The organism is Aerococcus urinaeequi (assembly GCF_001543205.1).
GTDB classification, from domain to species: Bacteria; Bacillota; Bacilli; order Lactobacillales; family Aerococcaceae; genus Aerococcus; species Aerococcus urinaeequi.
Genome location: NZ_CP014162.1, coordinates 1,137,325 through 1,158,881 on the forward strand (window position 1 = coordinate 1,137,325; position 21,557 = coordinate 1,158,881).

At 39.6% G+C, this 21,557-nt stretch carries 10 protein-coding genes and 1 pseudogene; 10 read left to right on the forward strand and 1 reads right to left on the reverse strand.

What is annotated here, in order from left to right; all coding sequences use genetic code 11:
- Nucleotides 1–200: 200 nt before the first annotated feature.
- The 8 genes and pseudogenes from AWM74_RS05135 to AWM74_RS05175 all read left to right on the forward strand — a co-directional run bounded on the left by AWM74_RS05135 (nucleotide 201) and on the right by AWM74_RS05175 (nucleotide 12,220).
- Nucleotides 201–1,691, forward strand: coding sequence for a glycoside hydrolase family 1 protein (locus tag AWM74_RS05135; RefSeq protein WP_026465635.1), 1,491 nt, complete (start codon nucleotides 201–203; stop codon nucleotides 1,689–1,691).
- A 110-nt stretch (nucleotides 1,692–1,801) separates the two neighbouring features.
- Nucleotides 1,802–3,553 (forward strand): BglG family transcription antiterminator, encoded by a 1,752-nt coding sequence (locus AWM74_RS05140; protein WP_026465636.1) that lies wholly within the window; start codon nucleotides 1,802–1,804, stop codon nucleotides 3,551–3,553.
- Between the two features lie 202 nt (nucleotides 3,554–3,755).
- Nucleotides 3,756–5,558 carry a beta-glucoside-specific PTS transporter subunit IIABC gene (locus AWM74_RS05145; RefSeq protein WP_026465637.1) on the forward strand — a complete coding sequence of 601 codons (1,803 nt, stop codon included), beginning with the start codon at nucleotides 3,756–3,758 and terminating at the stop codon, nucleotides 5,556–5,558.
- A gap of 48 nt (nucleotides 5,559–5,606) precedes the next feature.
- Nucleotides 5,607–7,067, forward strand: coding sequence for a glycoside hydrolase family 1 protein (locus tag AWM74_RS05150; RefSeq protein WP_026465638.1), 1,461 nt, complete (start codon nucleotides 5,607–5,609; stop codon nucleotides 7,065–7,067).
- A 200-nt stretch (nucleotides 7,068–7,267) separates the two neighbouring features.
- Complete coding sequence (locus tag AWM74_RS05155) at nucleotides 7,268–7,885, forward strand: class I SAM-dependent methyltransferase (protein ID WP_026465639.1); 618 nt, start codon at nucleotides 7,268–7,270, stop codon at nucleotides 7,883–7,885.
- Between the two features lie 288 nt (nucleotides 7,886–8,173).
- A complete protein-coding gene (locus AWM74_RS05160) occupies nucleotides 8,174–9,418 on the forward strand; it encodes a quaternary amine ABC transporter ATP-binding protein (protein WP_026465640.1) in 1,245 nt (414 codons plus the stop codon).
- Between the two features lie 7 nt (nucleotides 9,419–9,425).
- Nucleotides 9,426–11,187 (forward strand): annotated as a pseudogene (locus tag AWM74_RS09585) (ABC transporter permease/substrate binding protein).
- A gap of 163 nt (nucleotides 11,188–11,350) precedes the next feature.
- Entirely contained in the window at nucleotides 11,351–12,220 is an 870-nt protein-coding gene (locus AWM74_RS05175; protein WP_026465643.1) for a glycine betaine ABC transporter substrate-binding protein, read from the forward strand.
- A gap of 241 nt (nucleotides 12,221–12,461) precedes the next feature.
- Here AWM74_RS05175 and AWM74_RS05180 read toward each other — a convergent pair whose 3' ends face one another.
- Nucleotides 12,462–13,826: an FAD-dependent oxidoreductase gene (locus AWM74_RS05180; RefSeq protein ID WP_016897318.1), complete on the reverse strand. Its 1,365-nt coding sequence runs from the start codon at nucleotides 13,824–13,826 to the stop codon at nucleotides 12,462–12,464.
- Nucleotides 13,827–14,273: 447 nt separating this feature from the next.
- Here AWM74_RS05180 and rpoB point away from each other — a divergent pair, with 447 nt between their 5' ends.
- On the forward strand, nucleotides 14,274–17,855 hold the full coding sequence (gene rpoB, locus AWM74_RS05185) for a DNA-directed RNA polymerase subunit beta (RefSeq protein ID WP_026465644.1): 3,582 nt from the start codon (nucleotides 14,274–14,276) through the stop codon (nucleotides 17,853–17,855).
- Between the two features lie 32 nt (nucleotides 17,856–17,887).
- Nucleotides 17,888–21,544 (forward strand): DNA-directed RNA polymerase subunit beta', encoded by a 3,657-nt coding sequence (rpoC, locus tag AWM74_RS05190; protein ID WP_026465645.1) that lies wholly within the window; start codon nucleotides 17,888–17,890, stop codon nucleotides 21,542–21,544.
- Nucleotides 21,545–21,557 lie beyond the last annotated feature (13 nt).

Below are 21,557 nucleotides of genomic sequence, written 5' to 3' on the forward strand. Positions count from 1 at the left end.
TGTTTTTGTGTCTTCAAATACTTCTGAACGGTTCGTTTATCTACTTTTCCAGAACCTGATTGATCATGACGTTTTTTGGTTGTTCAAACTTTTTTACCTGTGGTAAGGAATTTGATTGGATGGCTTGCTATTTACAGGTGCTCTATACTGGTTTTATAAAGAACTGTAACTTAAATTGTAGGAATGGTGAGGAGAGTTATATGAATACAACAACTATTTTTCCTGAGAATTTTTTATGGGGCGGAGCAGTGGCAGCTAATCAATGTGAAGGTGCTTGGCTGGAAGATGGGAAATTACCCAATGTTACGGATGCATTGATCGGGATATTATCAAAAAATCCTAGTGTAAAATGGGATGAAGAAAAACAGATTTGGGAAATTGCGCTTGATGAAGATAAAGACTATCTATCTCATATTGCGGTCGATTTTTATCATCGTTTTGAAGAAGACTTAAAATTGATGAGTGAAATGGGTTTGAAAGCTTTTCGTACCAGTATCTCTTGGTCTAGGATCTTTCCACGTGGAGATGAAGATACTCCCAATGAAGCCGGTTTATTATTCTATGATCGTATGATTGATACCATGCTGAAATATGGAATGGAGCCAGTCATTACTCTTAGTCATTATGAAACGCCGTTAGCTCTGGTTGGAGAGTATGGAGGCTGGACGAACAGAAAACTGATAGGTTTCTTTGACAAATATGCTCGAACGATTTTTGAGCGTTATCAAGGTAAAGTGAAGTACTGGATGACATTTAATGAAATCAATAATGCTTTTCGCATGCCGTATGCAGCTGCAGGTGTGATTTCTTTTCCTCCGAGTGACCCAAAAGAACCGTTGAAGGACATAGATGATAAAGCAATTTATCAAGCTTGTCATCACTTGTTCGTAGCAAACGCTTTAGCAACGAAAGCTTTACGTGAGATTGATGAAGATGCCATGATGGGAATTATGTGCAGTTTTTCGGCAATTGCTACTTATGCTTGGGACAGTGATCCTGAAAATGTTTTTGGTGCGCTTGAATTCCGGCGTAATTCATGGTTCTTCTCTGACGTGATGTGTCGCGGTCATTATCCAGGATATGTTAAGCGTATCTGGTCTGAAAACGGAACAGAACCTGAAATCAAAGTGGGCGATTTGGAACTGCTTCAAGAAAATACAAGCGACTATATCGCGTTTAGTTATTATCGGAGTGCAGTTTATGACAAATCAGCTGAAATGAAAGTGGATACTGGCGGTGCCAAAGGATTTGACAATCCTTTCTTAAAAGAAAAATCACCTGAACCATGGAGCTGGCCGATTGACCCTAAAGGTTTACGCTATGTGATGAATGAATTAACGGATCGCTATGAATTGCCACTGTTTATTGTAGAAAATGGTATTGGTCTAGATGAAACACCTGATGAAAATGGGCGTATTAACGATGTTGAACGTTGCCGCTATTTAAAAATGCATCTGGAAGAAATGGCAGAAGCGGTAAAAGATGGGTGTGAACTTCTAGGTTATCTATGGTGGGGACCTTTTGATATCGTTTCTGCCGGTACAGGCGAAATGAAAAAACGATATGGCTTCATCTACGTTGATCGCCATAATGACGGCTCTGGAGATCTGCATCGTCAGAAAAAAGACAGCTTTAACTATTACAAGCAAGTGATTGAAACGAATGGCGCAGATTTAGAAATTAAGATTTAATAATAGGTCTCTCAAAAATCTGATTACTCTAATTAGATTTGAGAGACTTTTTTAGTATGTTTGAGGCTGGTGTAAATTTGATATAATAGGGCGATATGGAGGTGTTTGTATTGGAGTTGACAAAAAGACAAATTCAAATCTTAGCGCTCTTAGTTAATGAACATGATTGGCTGACAAGTGATAAAATTGCTGCAAACTTAAGAACCAATAAAAAAACTGTACAAGCAGAAATCAAAATGTTAACTGAAGGATTAGGCAGTCAATTTATCTTAGAAAGCAATAAGCGGAATGGCTATTATCTCTCTTTTCTTTCTCCTGAACTTCAAAAACAACTTATTGAAGAAGCGTCAAAACACCAAATTTACTCAAGTATGAACTTTCGCGCATCCACACTGGTCATCTATTTGTTGTTTCAAGATGATTACGTTAGTATGCAGCAATTAGCAGATGTCTTTTTTCTCTCCAAAACAGCTGTATCTAACGAAATAAAGACGATTCAACGCTGGATGGAAAGGAACTCAGAAATTGATATAGACGTTTCCAACACTGAAGGGCTAAAGATGATTGCTTCTGAGAACATGAAACGTTTTTTTATTTCAATGGTGGGGACCGAAAAAGTAATCGCTGAAGCACATTTGAGCGAAAAGATCGTCAAGCGTTTTTTAGAGTTGTTTTCAGAAATCAGACCGATTCTAAGAGACACATTAACTCGATACAATTACATTATTCCTGGGGAAGATTTCACACGGTTCACGCGTTACTTGGTACTGATGATGATCAGAAGCAAGCTCGGGTGGAGGATGGATAACGTTCAAGGTAAAACAACAGTGCCTATGATGGATTATTTGTACAGCCAAATCGAATCAGTCACAGGATACAGTTATACGGCTTCAGAAAAAGCAGATACTACGCAACGGCTGCTTGAGATGAACTATCTTTATGGCGGCAGCGGTTCAAATGAAGAAATTGAACAGAATCTGCGGCACTTTGAACAAAAAATTATTGAGACACTCCATCTTTCAACAAATGTTTTATTCAAAGAGCCCCAATTCTTGCTGACTCACATTAGGCAAGTGAAGATTCGAATTGCCGCTGGCCATAATGTGATGAATCATTTTGCACAACGAACGATTCAAACTTATCCTTTAGAGATGTATCTTATCCGAAAGTATTTTCCTTTATATTTTCATATTCGTCCGAATCTAGCAGAGACTTCTTACCTAGTTTTATATTTAGCTGCAGCTTTAGAACCCTTTAAATCTAAGCATAATGGCCTAATCGTCAGCAATCAGCCCTTTAGCGTAATCAATTCTCTGAAGATTCAGTTAATGGAGATGTCAGGACAACGCATGAATGAATTTCGAATCGAGCCTCTATATTTGTTCGAAACTCATTCAGAAGAACGGGAACAGTTTGATTTATTCATCACCACAGAGCAAGAAGTTATTTTTGCCTATGATTATTTTTTTTACGTGAATAGTGTATTGTCAAACGAAGATATTTTATCTTTGACACCAATATTGCAGAATCGACTAAAATCAATCGAAGAAAAGCAGATAGATGAATTGCTAAATCAATTCTTTCCAGCAGAAAATCAGACGACGATCCCTAAAAAACTAGAAGATGTGCTGCAACTTTTTCCTGCATCAAAGGACCTCATTGTCCAGCCTGTAGGGAAAGAGGGGGTATTTGCTTGTAGAATTGGAGAAAATGCGGATACACAAATTAAAGAATATACTCTTTCTCAAGCCATCATTTTTAGGCAAAAGAGAGTTAAAAAAATAGTTTATGTGGAATGCAGCGAGTCTGAAGATATCCTTCTTTTCTTTGATGCAGTAGCAAGGGTTTTGACCGATATTTAACTTTAAAGGGCATGGAATAAATGAATTTTTGAAAGCAGTTGTTTTATTCAAAAACTTTCTCTTTTGGTAGGCATTTTCATTGAATGGATTAGAAAAAGGATACAAACTATACTAAGTTCATAAAGAAAATGCCATTTATTTATAGTTTTTATACCGTTCGCATGTCCTATAGATTTTACAAATGTTCAAAGGAGGAACAGAAATGAATTACAAACAATTAGCGTCAGACATTATACAAAATGTTGGAGGAGAAGGTAACGTTGAGAATGTTTATCACTGTGCCACTCGGTTACGTTTTACTTTAAAAGAGGATAAAAAAGCAAATAAAACAGCTATTGAAAATCTTGACGGTGTCATCACGGTTGTTGAAGCTGGAGGAATGTTTCAAGTAGTTATTGGCAACAATGTCAACAATGTCTATGAGGCATTAGTAGAAAATACAGATTTGGGTGAACAGGATAGCAGCGAAGAAGAACCTAAAGAGAAGAAAGGTTTATTAAATGCTTTTATTGATATGATCGCGGGTGTTTTTGCGCCTACACTTGGAGTTTTAGCTGGAAGCGGTTTGATTAAAGGGGTATTGGCACTGCTTTCAAGTACAGGTGTTTTAGCTCCTGAGGCTGGAACTTATGTGATTCTTAATGTAGCAGCTGACACATTCTTTTACTTTTTGCCTGTTTTCTTAGCTTATACGGCTTCTAAGAAGTTTAAGACAGATCCGTTTATAGCCATGACTCTAGGAGCATCGTTGATCTATCCGACACTCTTGACTGCTTTTAATGACGGAGTCAGCCTAGACTTTGTGGGTATTCCTGTCATTTTAGCTAAATATTCAAGTACAGTCATTCCAGCTATTTTAGCTGTTTGGGTACTTTCGTATGTCGAACGGTTTTTCAGAACCAGATTACATGAAAGTGTTCGGAATCTGCTGACACCATTCTTTTCATTGATGATAATGGTACCGTTAACATTGATAGTGGTTGGTCCGATTGCCGACTTTGCTTCCACTATGCTTGCTAATGGGTATTTAGCCGTTTACAACTTTAGTCCAGCTCTTTCTGGTGCCGTGATTGGAGGACTATGGCAAGTATTTGTGATATTTGGTCTTCATTGGGGTCTTGTGCCAGTAATGACGAATAATCTTGCTTTCTATAGTCGTGATACTTTAGGACCTGCATGTATGATGGCCGTTTCGGCGCAAGCAGGAGCAGTTCTTGGTGTCTTTTTAAAAACCAAAAATAGTAAGTTGAAAAGTTTATCTTTATCTGCCTTCATCAGTGCCCTCTTCGGAATCACTGAACCTGCTGTTTATGGGGTAACGTTAAAATATAAGAAACCATTTATTATTGCCTGTTTGACAGGAGCCGTCTTTGGCGGGATTTCAGGGGCTGCAGGTGCCGGAGCTTTAGCGGTTGCTACGCGTAGTATTTTATCTTTTCCAGTTTATATTGGTCAAGGGTTTGTTTGGGTGGTAGCTGGATATTTCTTATCCATGATTAGTGCTTGTATTCTAACTTATTTGTTTGGGTACAAAGATGAAGTGAGTGAAGAAGAAACAGCTGCATCAGTTGTTGAGAAAAAGGAAATTACTTTAGCAACTCCTGCTACTGGCCAAATGGTGGACTTAATAGATGTTAAAGATGCAACCTTTTCTAGTGGTGCATTAGGAGATGGATTTGCAGTTATTCCAACTGAGGGAAAAGTCTATAGCCCAGTAAATGGTGAAATCAGTTCTATTTTTCCAACTAAACATGCTATTGGAATTACCAGTGATGAAGGTGCTGAGGTATTAGTCCACATTGGTATAGATACAGTCAATCTGAATGGCAAGTACTTTGATACTGTTGTACAAGATGGGGCTAAAGTAAAAGCTGGCGATTTATTGACCACTTTTGATTTAGAACAAGTTAAAGAAAATGGATACGATCCAACGATTATAGTTGTTGTTACGAATAGTAATCGAATCTCAAATATTACGGTAGAAAATGAACTGCATAGCCAATAAAAGGGATATTTAAATGCTGAACCAATAAATTAAGGAGGAGTTTAAAAAATGAGTAAATTTCCAACAGGTTTCATGTGGGGCGGAGCGACTGCTGCTAATCAATTAGAAGGAGCTTGGAATAGTGATGGAAAAGGGATGAGTGTGGCTGATGTCGCTAAATTCAAACCCAATATCGATAAAAAAGATTATGTGTCGCAATGGCATACATCTCCATCAGATATTTTGGCAGCTAAAGAAACTGATGATGAAATTTACTATCCAAAACGTCATGGAATCGATCACTACCACCGTTATGAAGAAGATATTGCACTCTTTTCCGAAATGGGGTTCAAATGTTACCGAATGTCGATTGCTTGGACGAGAATTTTTCCAAACGGAGATGAAACAGAACCAAATGAAGCGGGGTTGGCTTATTACGAGAAAGCTTTCCAGACCCTACGCAAATACAACATTGAACCTTTAGTTACACTCTCGCATTATGAAATGCCATTGCATTTGGTAGAGGCATATGGAGGGTGGGCGAATCGCCAAGTTATGGATATGTTTGTCAACTATTCAAAAACTTGTATTGACCGTTTTAACGGCTTAGTAAAGTATTGGCTTACTTTCAACGAAATCGACAGTGCTTTCCGCCATGCTTTTACTACAGTAGGAATCATTGAAGAAAATTATCCCAGCAAGAAAAAAGCGGAAGAGGCTATATATCAGTCATTGCATCATCAATTTGTGGCAAGCTCTTTAGTGACTAAATACCTCAAGGAAGTCTCGCCTGAGAGTGAAATGGGTTGCATGGTGACCAAAACGATGACTTACCCTGAAACCTGCAACCCAGAAGATGTATATTTGGCGCAAAAAGATAACCGCATGAACTTTTTTTACACAGATGTTCAAGTTCGAGGGGTATACCCAAAATTTGTGCTTAACTATTGGAAGAATAATGAATTTAATATCGCAATGACACCAGATGATTTATCTGTTATCAAAGAGTATCCAGTAGATTTCATTTCTTTCAGCTATTACATGTCGATTGTTCAGAGCATAGATGCGGATCAAAGAGAAAAGGTTGGAGGCAACCTTACAACAGGAGTGAAAAATCCCTATTTATCGATTACGGATTGGGGATGGCAAGTGGATCCTTTAGGGTTGCACATTTCCTTGATTGATCTATATGACCGTTACCAAAAGCCGCTTTGGATTGTCGAAAATGGACTTGGTTACCAAGATACTGTAGAAGAAGATGGTTCTATTCAAGATGATTATCGGATCGACTATTTCCGTGATCACTTTAAGGCCATTGCGGATGCGATCGCTGATGGAGTAGAAGTGATGGGGTATACTTCTTGGGGCTGCATCGACATTGTAAGTGCCTCAACTTCACAGATGTCTAAGCGTTACGGTTTTATTTATGTAGATTTAGATGATTATAATGAAGGAACTTTAAAACGTACTAAGAAAAAATCCTTTGAATGGTATAAACGAGTCATCGCTACAAATGGCGAGGAAATGTAGCTGTTATAGATCTTTAAGTATGCGAATCTTTTTGTATTGTATGAGAGCGTCCTTTTAGGGGCGCTTTTTCTTTTTGACAAAAGTATCAAGCAGATTTTACCTACTTGCGCCTAGTCCACACAAACTATAAAATGGAAGAGATGATAATGTGCATTTACAAAAACAATGAAAATAGTAATGATATAGAACGGAGGGTGTTCATGAAAGAGAGTCATCAGTACTTCGAAAACAATGAAGATCTTGGACACGACTTTAAACAATACGAGACCGTGATTTTCGACCGATCATTTACCTTCAAGACCGACTCAGGCGTCTTTTCTAGGGATAATTTAGATTTTGGGACCCGGGTCATGCTTGAAGCCTTGGACCTTGACCAACTTGCACCAGGCGACCTGCTTGATTTGGGCGCTGGCTACGGGCCTGTAGGGGTCATTATGGGGACTATGTTGCCTGACCGTGCCATTTACGGGGTAGATATCTCTGAGCGGGCAATTGGTCTGGCTAAGGACAACGCAGCAGCTAACCATGTCGACAACGTCACTTTTAGCGTTTCAAATGCCTATGAAGCCATTGGCAAAAGAGATTTCGGTGTCATTCTGACGAATCCACCAGTTCGCGCCGGTAAGGAAATGGTTCATCATTTTATGAGCGAAGCCATTCACTATTTAAAACCGGGTGGCGAAATTTATGTAGTTTTACAAAAGAAACAAGGGGCACCTTCAGCGATGAAGAAATTAGAAGAAGTTTTTGGTAACGCTGAAGAAATCGAACGCCGTAAAGGCTATTGGATTTTAAAAAGTGTAAAAGAAAGCGAATAGACCATCATGGTGGGCATTGCATCCTTTGGATGTAATGCTTTTTTATTTGGGTAGGAAAGTTTTCAAATAGAACAATGATTGTACTTTTGTGAGTTTGTGAAATGAAGCCCTTTCATTTTTAGTCTAAAGGGGGTGTAGAAAGTTAACATAAAAATGTTCGATTTATGAAACGCGTCAAATCAACCTTTTTAAGGGTTGTTTTTTGAAATTTTTTGGTGAGCATGTTACGGTAATATGGTGAGTTACGTTGCTTTTTGTAACAAAGTGTCAAAATAAAGGAGGATTATGATGACTACAGCAGTAAAAATTGAGAATTTAACCAAAATTTATGGATCGCGCGCTCAAACTGAGAAAGCGAAAAAACTATTAAATGAAGGAAAGTCTAAAGAAGAAATCGTTCAACAAACAGGTGCCACAGTCGGGGTCGACAACGCCAGTTTAGATATCAAGCAAGGTGAAACATTCGTAATCATGGGATTATCTGGTTCAGGTAAATCAACTATGTTACGTATGATCAACCGTTTAATCGAACCAACAGCGGGTAACATCACAATTTTAGGTGATGACGTGACAGGTGCTAATAAAGAAGAATTACGTGAAATCAGACGTAAAAAAGTGAGTATGGTATTCCAAAGCTTCGCCTTATTCCCACACAAAACAATTCTTGAAAATACAGAATTCGGTTTGGAGATTCAAGGTGTCAGCAAAGAAGAACGTCAAAAAGCTGCTGAAAAAGCACTAGAAAACTCTGGTCTATTAACTTTTAAAGACCAATATCCAAACCAATTATCTGGTGGTATGCAACAGCGTGTTGGTTTAGCACGGGCCTTAGCAAATGACCCAGAAATCCTACTAATGGATGAAGCCTTCTCAGCGCTTGACCCATTAATCCGTCGTGACATGCAAGATGAGTTAGTTGATTTACAAGAACGTGTAAACAAAACAATCGTCTTCATTACCCATGACTTGGATGAAGCATTAAGAATTGGAGACCGTATCGCCTTAATGAAAGACGGAGAAGTCGTTCAAGTAGGTACTGGTGAAGAAATCTTAACGCATCCAGCTAACGATTACGTTGAACGGTTTGTTGAAAGTGTTGACCGTTCTAAAGTCCTTACTGCTGAACATGCTATGGAGCGTCCAAACTTCTTATTAAATGTTGAGAAGCATGGTGCCAGAATGGCCCTACACCGTATGGAAGAAGAAAACTACAGCTTCCTAATGGTGACAAATAACAAACGTGAATTATTAGGTTACGTTCGTGACACTGATGTTGTCAAAATAATTAAAGGCAATCAAAATAAAGAATACTTATCTGTTGAATCTATTATTCGTACAGACCATCCAACAGTTCATCCAGAAACATCTATTAATGAGATTTATGATGTGATGGGTAATGCATTTATGCCGATTTCAGTAGTAGATGAGGAAAACCACTTATTGGGTATGGTGAGTTCTAAGATGGTTATCAATAGTCTAGCAAATGACAATAGTGATAATGAAGTTGAAGAGGAGGAAGAATTGAATGTTTAATTTAGCTATGTATCCAATCCCGAAACTGCCAGTGGCGGATTGGGTTGAATCAGCAACAAACTGGTTAACCGTAACCCTATCAGGTCTTTTTGGTGCCATTCAAAATGGTGGTTCAATCTTTATGAACGGTATTACGAACTTACTATTATTAATTCCACCATTTGCCTTTATCCTAATCGTGGCAGTGGTTGCTTATTTTATGAATAAGAAACAATTGTCATTATCTGCCTTTGCTTTGGTTGGCTTAGGTTATATCTTAAACCAAGGTTTATGGTCAGAGCTAATGAACACAGTAACATTGGTACTTGTATCAAGTCTTGTTTCGATTATTATCGGTGTACCTTTAGGAATTTGGTCCGCAAAAAATAAAACTGTCCACAATATCCTAAAACCAATCTTGGACTTCATGCAAACAATGCCTGCCTTTGTCTACTTGATTCCAGCCGTTGCTTTCTTCGGTATTGGTATCGTACCAGGGACGTTTGCATCAGTTATTTTTGCATTACCACCAACAGTACGATTTACTGAGTTAGGTATCAAACAAATTTCTACTGAATTAGTAGAAGCAGCGGACGCCTTTGGTTCAACTGGTAAACAAAAATTATTCAAAGTAGAATTACCTTTAGCTAAATCAACAATTATGGCTGGTGTAAACCAAACAGTTATGCTTGCTTTATCTATGGTTGTTACAGCGTCAATGATTGGTGCGCCTGGTCTAGGTCGTCAAGTCTTAACCGCTCTACAACGTGCATCAGTAGGTTCAGGGTTTGTTTCAGGTTTAGCAATTGTTATCTTAGCAATCTTGATTGACCGCTTAACAAATCGTTTCACAGCTGATAAAAATAGCTAATTTAAAGAAAGGAGAATTTATTTTGAAGAAAAAACTTAAAGGTATCTGGATTGCAGTCATTGCAATCTTGGGATTAGTTCTTACTTTTGGGAGTGCTGATGCTTACAAATCGAACGTCTTTAACCTTGTTTCTGGCGAAAGTAAAGGGAACATCAATCTATCTTACGTAACATGGGATACTGAAATTGCTTCTACAAATGTTATCGCAGAAGTTTTACGTCAAGCTGGCTATACAGTAGAAACTACGCCACTAGATAATGCTATTATGTGGTCATCAGTTGCGTCAGCTGAAGCGGATGCGATGGTTGGTGCTTGGTTACCTAACACACATGCACCGCAATACGAACAATATGGTGATCAGATGGAAGACCTGGGTCCTAACTTAGAGGGTGCGATTACAGGTTTAACCGTACCAACTTACATGGAAGATGTGAACTCAATCGAGGACTTAAGTGACCAAGCGAACCAAACAATTACAGGTATTGAACCCGGTGCTGGTGTTGTAGCGGCTGCAGAAAATGCAGTAGATACATACAGCAACCTAAGTGATTGGACAGTTCAAACATCATCTTCAGGTGCCATGACGACTGAACTAGGGACATCTATTGCGAATGAAGAAGAAATCGTTATTACTGGTTGGTCACCACACTGGATGTTCCAAGAGTATGACTTGAAATATCTAGAAGATACTGAAGGTGTCTTCGGAGACGGTGAAACAATCAATACAATGGTTCGCCTAGGATTACAAGATGACATGCCAGAAGCTTATCAAATCTTAGACAACTTCTTCTGGGAAGTTGCAGATATGGAATCTGTAATGGCTGAAATCAACAATGGTGCAGATCCACAAGCTGCAGCCCAAGCGTGGATTGAAGAGAACCAAGAAACAGTTGATCAATGGTTAGCTGTTGAAGAATAATTGAATAAAAGCTTGACAATGCTGTTCGTGATAATTAATGAACAGTAACGTCTCAATGAGCTTATAACAGGAGTGAGGCACTAATAGCCACTCCTGTTTTTTTTATAAAAAGTAAGTAGTCGAACATTTGTAACTAAGGAAGATTATTTTCGGGAGTGTAAAAATGTTTAAGAAAATCAGTTTAGTCGTAGCAATTATTGTTGGGTTATTATTTACCTTTGCTAGTGAAGATTCGTATAAAACGACTGTAGGTTCTGATTCTGGTGGCCAAACAGTGACTCTAGCAACTGTGAATTGGGAGTCTGAAATGGCTTCAACAAATGTCCTGGCACAGGTGCTAAAAGAAGCAGGGTTCAACGTACAAATTACAACAGTAGACCCGGCCATCATGTTTAGTTCGGTTGCAGAAGGGCAGTCGGATGCTATGGTCGGCGGTTGGGTGCCTACAACGCACCAGGCCTATGCAGAGAAATACGGTGACTCGATGGTTGATTTAGGGGCTAACCTAGAAGGTGCTATTTCAGCATTAACTGTTCCAACATATATGGAAGATATCAATTCGATTACCGACCTCACGGATGAAAATGGTTCAACTATTACAGCAATTGAACCAGGGGCAGGTGTTACCAACAGTGCCCAAAATGCTGTTAAGGAGTATGACAACCTATCCGATTGGGAGGTTTCTGTGAGTTCAACAGGTGCAATGATTGCTGAATTAGAGCAAGCTATCAATAATGAAGAGGATATAGTTGTGGTTGGTTGGAAGCCACATTGGATGTTCATGGATTATGATCTTAAGATGCTTGACGATCCAGAAAATGTCTTTGGTGGCTACGAGGAAATTCATTCATACGCAAGAGAAGGGCTAAAGGAAGATAACCCAGAAGCCTATAAGATTATTGATAACTTCTACTGGGAAGTTGAAGATATGTCTTCTGTTATGGAAGAATTAGCGACAGATGTAGAACCAGAAGAAGCAGCGGATAATTGGATTGAAGCCAATCGTGAAACAGTGGATGGTTGGTTAGAGTAAAAATTAGAGGTGTGACAAAAGTCGCTAAGACTCGACGCGCTGGAGCAAAAGCCGAACAAGTACTGCTAAGTAATTGGCGTATTTTGGGAAGTGTTGGAAGAGTTTGACCTTTGGAACCGGATATCGTGAGCTACATAATAGAAGAAAAAAACAGGCAGGTAGATTAATGAAATCTACCTGCCTGTTTATTTTTTTATATGGATGTTATATATCTGTGGCGAAAAAGTGGTTTTCGTTTGGATTAGAAAATCATTGTGTCTGCGCCGTATGGTTGACCTTGAGCTTCTTGCGCTAAGACATTTAAGAAGTTCCAAGGACGGCTGAATTCTGGTTGGAAGAAGAAATCAGCTTGCGCTAATTGGTCTACAGTCCATTCAGCTTCAATCGCAACAGATACAGCATTAATAGCTTGAAGAATGTCATAAGTTGACATTAATTGAGCACCTAATATACGACCGTTATCTGCATCGTAATGAAGCTTCATTAAAACTTTTTCTTCGTCGTGCATAAATGAAGGACGGATTAAGTCTTCTTTGTAAACAGATTTCACATTTCCTTGGTAAGAGTTTGCGTTAGCATCCTTGATACCAGTAGTAGCGAATTTGTAGTCAAATACAGCAAGACCTGATGTACCGTTTACGCGACCAATTTTAGCGTCTGCATCACCACTTGCGTGACGAGCCATGATGACACCTTGGCGACGAGCGTTAGTTGCTAAAGCAATGTAAGCTTTGTCGTTTGTAGGTGCAAAAGGAATAGCAGTTGCATCACCTGCAGCGTAAACATCTTTAACTGAAGTTTCCATGTGTTCGTTGACTTCAACAAAGCCGCGACCATCAAGGGTTAAAGTGTCTTTCAACCATTGTGTGTTTGGACGAACCCCAACACTGATAATAACTGTATCTGCTTCGTAAGTGCCTTTGTCAGTGACAACTGCAGTTACTTCGTTGTTTTCGTTGACTTTAAATTCTTTCACACCTTCGCCAGTTTTAATCTTCATACCTTTTTCTTCCATATGTTTTGTTAGAAGACTAGTGAATTCACTGTCAAGGTAAGTTGGTAAGATTGAATCAACAAAGTCGACAACTGTCACGTCGATGCCAGCTTGTGCGTAAGCAATTGCTGCTTCGATACCGATGTAACCAGCACCAACAACTACAGCTTTTTTAGCTGAAGACATACGATTTTTCACTTTATCTGCCCAGTTTCTACCACGTAAGTAGAAGATGTTTTCGTGTTGGTCATCTACATTCGGGATTGTACCTGGTACACCACCTGGAGAAAGCAATAGTTTGTCGTAACTTTCTGTAGCTTCCACACCGTCAGTAGTGCGTGTTGTAATTTCTTTTGTGTCTGGGTTGATGGCAATCACACTTGTGTTCATGCGGATATCAACACCTTGTTCTTTATATGATGCTTCATTTGCGTAGTGTAATTCATCCAAAGATTTTGAAATGTCTTCTAGATAGGACTGAATACCACATGATAAGAAAGAAGCGGTTGATCCAGCTTCAAATACAACGATTTCTGCATCTGAGTCTTTTTTCAATAGAGTTTGCACAGCTTCAAAACCAGCATGTGAAGTTCCTACTATAACGTATTTCATTCGTATTACCTCCAAAGGTTAATGTTTATCGTAAATAGAATTTATTTACCCAACTAAGTATACACTTCTTTGTGAAAAAAAGTGACATTTGTCATATATAACAATTTTTTCTTACTTTTAGGAACAATTATGTACAAAAGTATACAAATAACATATATTTCGGCTCCATTTTCATCGAGTAGGATAGCTAACATTTAACTAGCATAAATGATTGACAATATATGGGAAAGGTGTATAATAAAAACTGTATATTATTAATTGGATTGGAACGTTCCGAAATATTGTCCGGACGCGTTTCTAGGCGAAAACAAAAGGTAATGACAGGAAAGTCAAATCATCTTTTGTTATTTTTTTGCCCTTTTTTAGGGTAAAAAGGCCTTAATGGGCAATTTCTTAGCAAATTCTCATTAAATTCTAACAGTTTAAATTTCGGAGAGGTGGCTTTTAATGACTGGGCATAATGTCAATTTCGGTAAACATCGCGTGCGCCGCAGTTACTCACGTATTAATGAAGTGCTAGAATTGCCAAACTTGATTGAAATCCAAACGGACTCATACAAATGGTTCTTGGATCAAGGGATGAAAGAAATGTTTGAGGACATTTCTCCTATTGAAGATCATGCTGGTAAATTAGCCTTAGAATTTGTTGATTATTCATTTAAAGAAGCTAAATACAACTTAGCAGAAGCGCGTGCACATGACACAAACTACTCAGCGCCAATTTATGTTAAATTGCGCTTAATGAATAAAGAAACTGGTGAAATCAAGGATCAAGAAGTATTCTTCGGTGATTTCCCACTAATGACTGACGGTGGTACGTTTATCATCAACGGTGCGGAACGTGTAATCGTTTCTCAATTAGTGCGTTCTCCAGGTGTCTACTTCCACGACAAATTAGATAAAAATGGTCGCCAATCATTTGGTACCACTGTAATCCCTAACCGTGGTGCATGGTTAGAAATGGAAACAGATGCGAAAAACATCTCTTACGTACGTATTGACCGTACACGTAAAGTGCCGATGTCAGTGTTGATGCGTGCATTAGGTTTCTCTTCTGATGACCAAATTCGTGAAATCTTCGGAGAAAGCGAAACATTAGAATTAACTTTAGAAAAAGATGTCCACAAAGACTTATCTGATTCTCGTACAGAAGAAGCATTAAAAGAAATTTACGAACGTCTACGTCCGGGCGAACCAAAGACTGCAGACTCATCTCGTAACTTATTAACTGCTCGTTTCTTTGACCCACGTCGCTATGACTTAGCAGCTGTTGGTCGTTACAAAGTAAACAAAAAATTAGATATCAAAAACCGCTTATTCAACCAAATCTTGGCTGAAACTTTGGTTGACCCAGAAACTGGTGAGATCTTAGCGGATAAAGGTACTGAATTAAACCGTGAAGTTATGGACAAATTAGAGCCATATTTTGACAATGGTTTAAACGTGACAACATTGTATCCAAATGACGATGCTGTTCTAACAGAACCTGTTGATTTACAAATCGTTAAAATCCAAGCACCTAAAGATGCTGACCGTGTAATTAACGTTATTGGTAACGCGGGCCCAGGCAAAGAAGCTCGTGCCTTAACAATTGCTGACGTGTTAGCTTCATTAAACTACTTCTTAGGTTTATATGAAGGTATTGGTAAAACAGACGACATCGACCATTTAGGTAATCGTCGTATCCGTTCAGTTGGTGAATTATTACAAAACCAATTCCGTATCGGTTTATCTCGTATGGAACGTGTTGTACGTGAACGTATGTCTATCCAAGACATTGAAAAAGTAACGCCACAACAATTAATCAACATTCGTCCAGTCGTTGCGTCAATTAAAGAGTTCTTCGGTTCTTCTCAATTGTCTCAATTCATGGACCAAACCAACCCATTAGGTGAGTTGACGCACAAACGTCGTCTATCTGCCTTAGGACCTGGTGGTTTGACTCGTGACCGTGCCGGATACGAAGTTCGTGACGTTCACTATTCTCACTATGGTCGTATGTGTCCAATCGAAACACCTGAGGGACCAAACATCGGGTTGATCAACAACTTGGCGTCATATGCGAAAATCAATGAATTTGGTTTCATTGAAACACCTTACCGTCGTGTTGACTGGAACACACATAAAGTAACAGACCGTATCGACTACTTAACAGCTGACGAAGAAGATAATTTCGTTATCGCCCAAGGTAACTCTATCTTGAACGAAGACGGTTCATTCGCAGAAGAAGTTGTTATGGCTCGTTACGTTGAAGAAAATATCGAAGTGAAACCTGAACGTGTAGACTACATGGACGTTTCACCTAAACAAGTAGTATCTGTTGCAACAGCATCAATTCCTTTCTTGGAAAACGATGACTCTAACCGTGCCTTAATGGGTGCCAACATGCAACGTCAAGCTGTGCCATTGTTACAACCACATGCACCACTAGTTGGTACTGGTATGGAACATAAAGCAGCAGCTGACTCAGGTGCTGCAGTCGTTGCACAATACGATGGTGTTGTTGAGTATGTTGATGCACGTGAAATCCGCGTACGTCGTGAAGATGGTGCTTTAGACAAGTATCCATTAATCAAATACCACCGTTCAAATGCCTCAGCATCTTACAACCAAACGCCTAACGTGACTATTGGAGAAAACGTAACTGCTGGAGAAATCCTAGCAAACGGACCTTCAATGGAAAAAGGGGAAATGGCTTTAGGTCAAAACCCTCTGATCGCCTTCATGACTTGGGATGGTTATAACTACGAGGATGCGGTTATCATGTCTGAACGTTTAGTTAAAGACGATGTCTACACTTCTATTCATATTGATGAATTAGAATCTGAGGCACGTGATACTAAACTAGGACCTGAAGAAATCACACGTGAAATCCCTAACGTAGGTGAAGATTCTCTACGTAACTTGGACGAACGCGGTATTATCCGTATTGGTGCTGAAGTTCATGACGGTGACATCTTAGTTGGTAAAGTAACGCCTAAAGGTGTAACTGAGTTATCAGCAGAAGAGCACTTATTACATGCGATCTTTGGTGAAAAAGCACGTGAAGTTCGTGATACATCATTACGCGTACCACATGGTGGTGGCGGTATCGTTAACGACGTGAAAGTATTCTACCGTGAAAACGGCGACGAATTATCACCAGGTGTTTCTATGTTAGTTCGTGTATACATTATCCAAAAACGTAAGATTCAAGTTGGGGATAAAATGGCCGGACGTCATGGTAACAAAGGGGTTGTGTCTCGTATCTTACCTCAAGAAGACATGCCTTACATGCCTGACGGAACACCAGTTGATATCATGTTAAACCCTCTAGGGGTACCTTCTCGTATGAACATCGGGCAAGTATTAGAGTTGCACTTAGGTATGGCTGCACGTGAGATGGGCATTCATATTGCAACACCAGTATTTGATGGTGCGAACGAAGAAGATGTATGGGAAACAATCAAAGAAGCAGGTATGGCAAGCGATGCTAAAACTGTTCTTTACGATGGTCGTACAGGTGAACCGTTCGACAACCGTGTTTCTGTAGGGGTTATGTACTACTTGAAACTTTCTCATATGGTCGACGACAAATTACATGCGCGTTCAACAGGTCCTTACTCACTTGTTACACAACAACCTTTGGGTGGTAAAGCACAATTTGGTGGACAACGTTTCGGTGAGATGGAGGTTTGGGCACTAGAAGCATACGGTGCGGCATACACATTACAAGAAATCTTGACTTACAAGTCAGATGACGTTGTAGGACGTGTACAAACATACGAAGCTATCGTTAAAGGTGAACCAATTCCAAAACCAGGTGTACCTGAATCATTCCGTGTATTGGTTAAAGAATTGCAATCATTAGGTCTAGACATTGAAGTATTAGACTCTGATAAGAAAGCAGTAGATTTACGTGACATGGATGAAGTAACACCGGGCTTCCCTAAAAAAGATCAAGAAAACAAAGAAAATGCAGTTGATGCAGATGCAACTGTTGAATCACAAGCAAGTGAAATCACTGCACAAAAACAAGTAAACGAATAATTTGGGCAAATTAGATAAGGGAGGTTGGCCCCTTGGTAGATGTAAATAGATTTGAAAGCATGCGTATCGGGTTGGCTTCACCAGACAAGATCAGATCTTGGTCTTATGGTGAGGTTAAGAAACCTGAAACCATCAACTACCGTACACTTAAATCAGAAAAAGAAGGTCTATTCGATGAAAGAATCTTTGGACCTTCTAAAGATTGGGAATGTTCTTGTGGTAAATACAAGGGCATTCGCTATGCTGGTGTTGTTTGTGACCGTTGTGGCGTTGAAGTTACACGTTCTAAAGTACGTCGTGAGCGTATGGGTCACATTGAGTTAGCGACACCTGTAACACATATTTGGTACTTTAAAGGTATCCCATCTCGTATGGGCTTAATGTTAGACATGAGCCCACGTTCTCTTGAAGAAGTAATTTACTTTGCATCATATGTTGTAACAGATGCAGGTGATACACCACTAGATTACAAACAATTGTTATCTGAAAAAGAATACCGCGATAATAAACGTGAGTATGGTGAAGGCTTCAAAGCAGCAATGGGTGCAGATGCAATCAAGACCTTGTTATCACAAGTACAAATTGATAGCGAAGTTGCTGAATTAAAAGAAGAATTGAAAACAGCTAAAGGTCAAAAACGTACACGTGCAATCCGTCGTTTAGATGTTTTAGATGCTTTCCGTAAGTCTGGTAACGATCCAGCTTGGATGGTTATGGATGTTATTCCAGTTATCCCACCAGAACTACGTCCGATGGTTCAGTTAGATGGTGGTCGTTTCGCTACTTCTGACTTGAATGATTTATACCGTCGTGTAATTAACCGTAACAACCGTTTGAAACGTCTATTAGACTTAAATGCACCAAATATTATCGTGCAAAACGAAAAACGTATGTTACAAGAAGCAGTGGATGCCTTATTCGATAACGGTCGCCGTGGTCGTCCAGTTACTGGTCCAGGTAACCGTCCGTTGAAATCATTGTCACACATGCTTAAAGGTAAGCAAGGACGTTTCCGTCAAAACTTACTTGGTAAACGTGTTGACTACTCTGGTCGTTCTGTAATCGTTGTTGGTCCATCATTGAAGATGTACCAAGCTGGTTTACCAAAAGAAATGGCCCTTGAATTATTCAAACCATTCTTAATGCGTGAATTGGTAGCCCGTGATATGGCAATCAACGTGAAACATGCTAAACGTAAAATTGAGCACCATGATGAAGATGTTTGGGACGTTTTAGGCGAAATCATTCGTGAACATCCAGTGCTATTGAACCGTGCACCTACCTTACACCGTTTAGGTATCCAAGCCTTTGAACCAGTATTGGTTGAAGGTAAAGCGATTCGTCTTCACCCACTTGTGTGTGAAGCCTATAATGCCGACTTTGATGGTGACCAAATGGCCGTCCATTTACCATTAGGTGAAGAAGCGCAAGCAGAGGCACGTTTATTAATGCTAGCTGCTACGCATATCTTGAACCCTAAAGATGGTCAACCAGTTGTTACACCGTCTCAAGATATGGTCTTAGGAAACTACTACCTAACAATGGAAGAACCTGAAGTAATGGGTGAAGGTATGTTAATGTCTTCTATTAATGAAGCGCATATCGCCTACACTAACGGTTACGTGCAATTACATACACGAGTTGCATTCCCAACAGATGCACTACCTAAAAAACCTTGGACTGAAAACCAAAAAGGTAAATTGATGGTGACAACTATCGGTAAATTATTCTTTAACGAGGTAATGCCTGAAGAATTCCCGTACATCAACGAACCAACAACTGAAAACTTAGAATCATCTCTATCTGACAAGTTCATCATGGAACCAGGTACAGACGTAAAAGAGTTCATCAGTCGTCAAGATATGGTTTCACCATTCAAGAAAAAATACTTAGCGCGTATCATCGCACAAGTATTTAAAGTATCTAAGATTACTGAAACTTCAATTATCTTGGATAAAATGAAAGACTTAGGTTTCAAATACTCTACACGTTCAGGTATTACCGTAGGTGTGGCAGATATTACAAACCTAGAATCAAAAGCGGCGTCTATCCAAAAAGGACATGACCGTGTTGACAAGATTACAAAACAATACCGTCGTGGTTTGATTACAAACGACGAACGTTATGACCAAGTTATCGATACTTGGAACAAAGTAAAAGATGAAATCCAAATCGCCCTAATGGACTCACTTGATCAAGATAACCCATTCTTCATCATGTCCGATTCAGGTGCCCGTGGTAACATTTCTAACTTTACCCAACTTGCTGGTATGCGTGGTTTGATGGCCGGACCTAACGGTAAGATCATCGAGTTACCTATCTTGTCTAACTTCCGTGAAGGTTTGACCGTACAAGAAATGTTTATCTCCACTCACGGTGCCCGTAAAGGTATGACCGATACGGCCCTTAAGACAGCCGATTCAGGTTACTTGACTCGTCGTCTTGTTGACGTTGCCCAAGATGTCATCATTCGTGAAGCAGACTGTGGCACTGACCGTGGTTTAGCGATTGAAGCAATCAAGAATGGTAACGAAGTGATTGAAACACTTGAAGAACGTTTGACTGGCCGTTACTTACAAAAAGAAGTACGTCATCCAGAAACTGGCGAAATCATTGCGCACCACAACGAATTAATCGACGAACAAACTGCTCGTCGCATCGTTGAAGCTGGTATTGAGCAAGTAACGATTCGTTCAGCCTTCACATGTAACACTCGTCACGGTGTATGTAAACATTGTTACGGACGCGACCTATCTACTAACCAAGAGGTAGAAGTAGGGGAAGCAGTTGGTACAATTGCTGCACAATCTATCGGTGAGCCAGGTACACAGTTAACAATGCGTACATTCCATACTGGTGGGGTTGCCGGTGATGACATCACTCAAGGTCTTCCTCGTATCCAAGAGATTGTTGAAGCACGTCATCCAAAAGGTCGTGCCGTGATTACTGAAGTTGCTGGAGAAATCGAAGCAATCGAAGAAGACGAAGCAAGCCGTACGAAGACAGTATTTGTTAAAGGTATGACAGACTCTCGTGAGTATAAAGTACCTTACACAGCGCGTATGAACGTTGCTGAAGGCGATACTGTTCACCGCGGACAACAATTAACAGAAGGTTCAATCGATCCTAAAGACTTACTACGTGTAACAAACACACTAACTGTTGAAACATACATGTTAGATGAAGTTCAACGTGTATACCGCTCTCAAGGGGTAGACATCAATGATAAACACGTGGAAGTTATGGTTCGTCAAATGCTACGTAAAGTACGTGTCCTTGATCCAGGTTCAACAGACTTGTTACCAGGTAAATTAATGGATACTGCAGACTTTACAGATGCCAATACGCAAGCTATCCGTTCAGGTGAACTACCTGCAACTGCTCGCCCAGTATTATTAGGTATCACCAAAGCAGCCTTAGAAACAAATAGTTTCCTATCTGCAGCTTCATTCCAAGAAACAACTAAAGTCTTAACTGACGCGGCAATCCGTGGTAAAGAAGACCACTTACTTGGATTAAAAGAGAATGTTATTATCGGTAAGATCATCCCTGCAGGTACAGGTATGGCTCGCTACCGTGAAATGGAACCGAAAAAAATCGGTGACACACAACAATTAATCTACGGAGAAGAAGCAGACGTAGATACTGAAATTAGCCCAATTGACTACTCAAGTATTCAAGAAAACTAATTCACCATTGTAG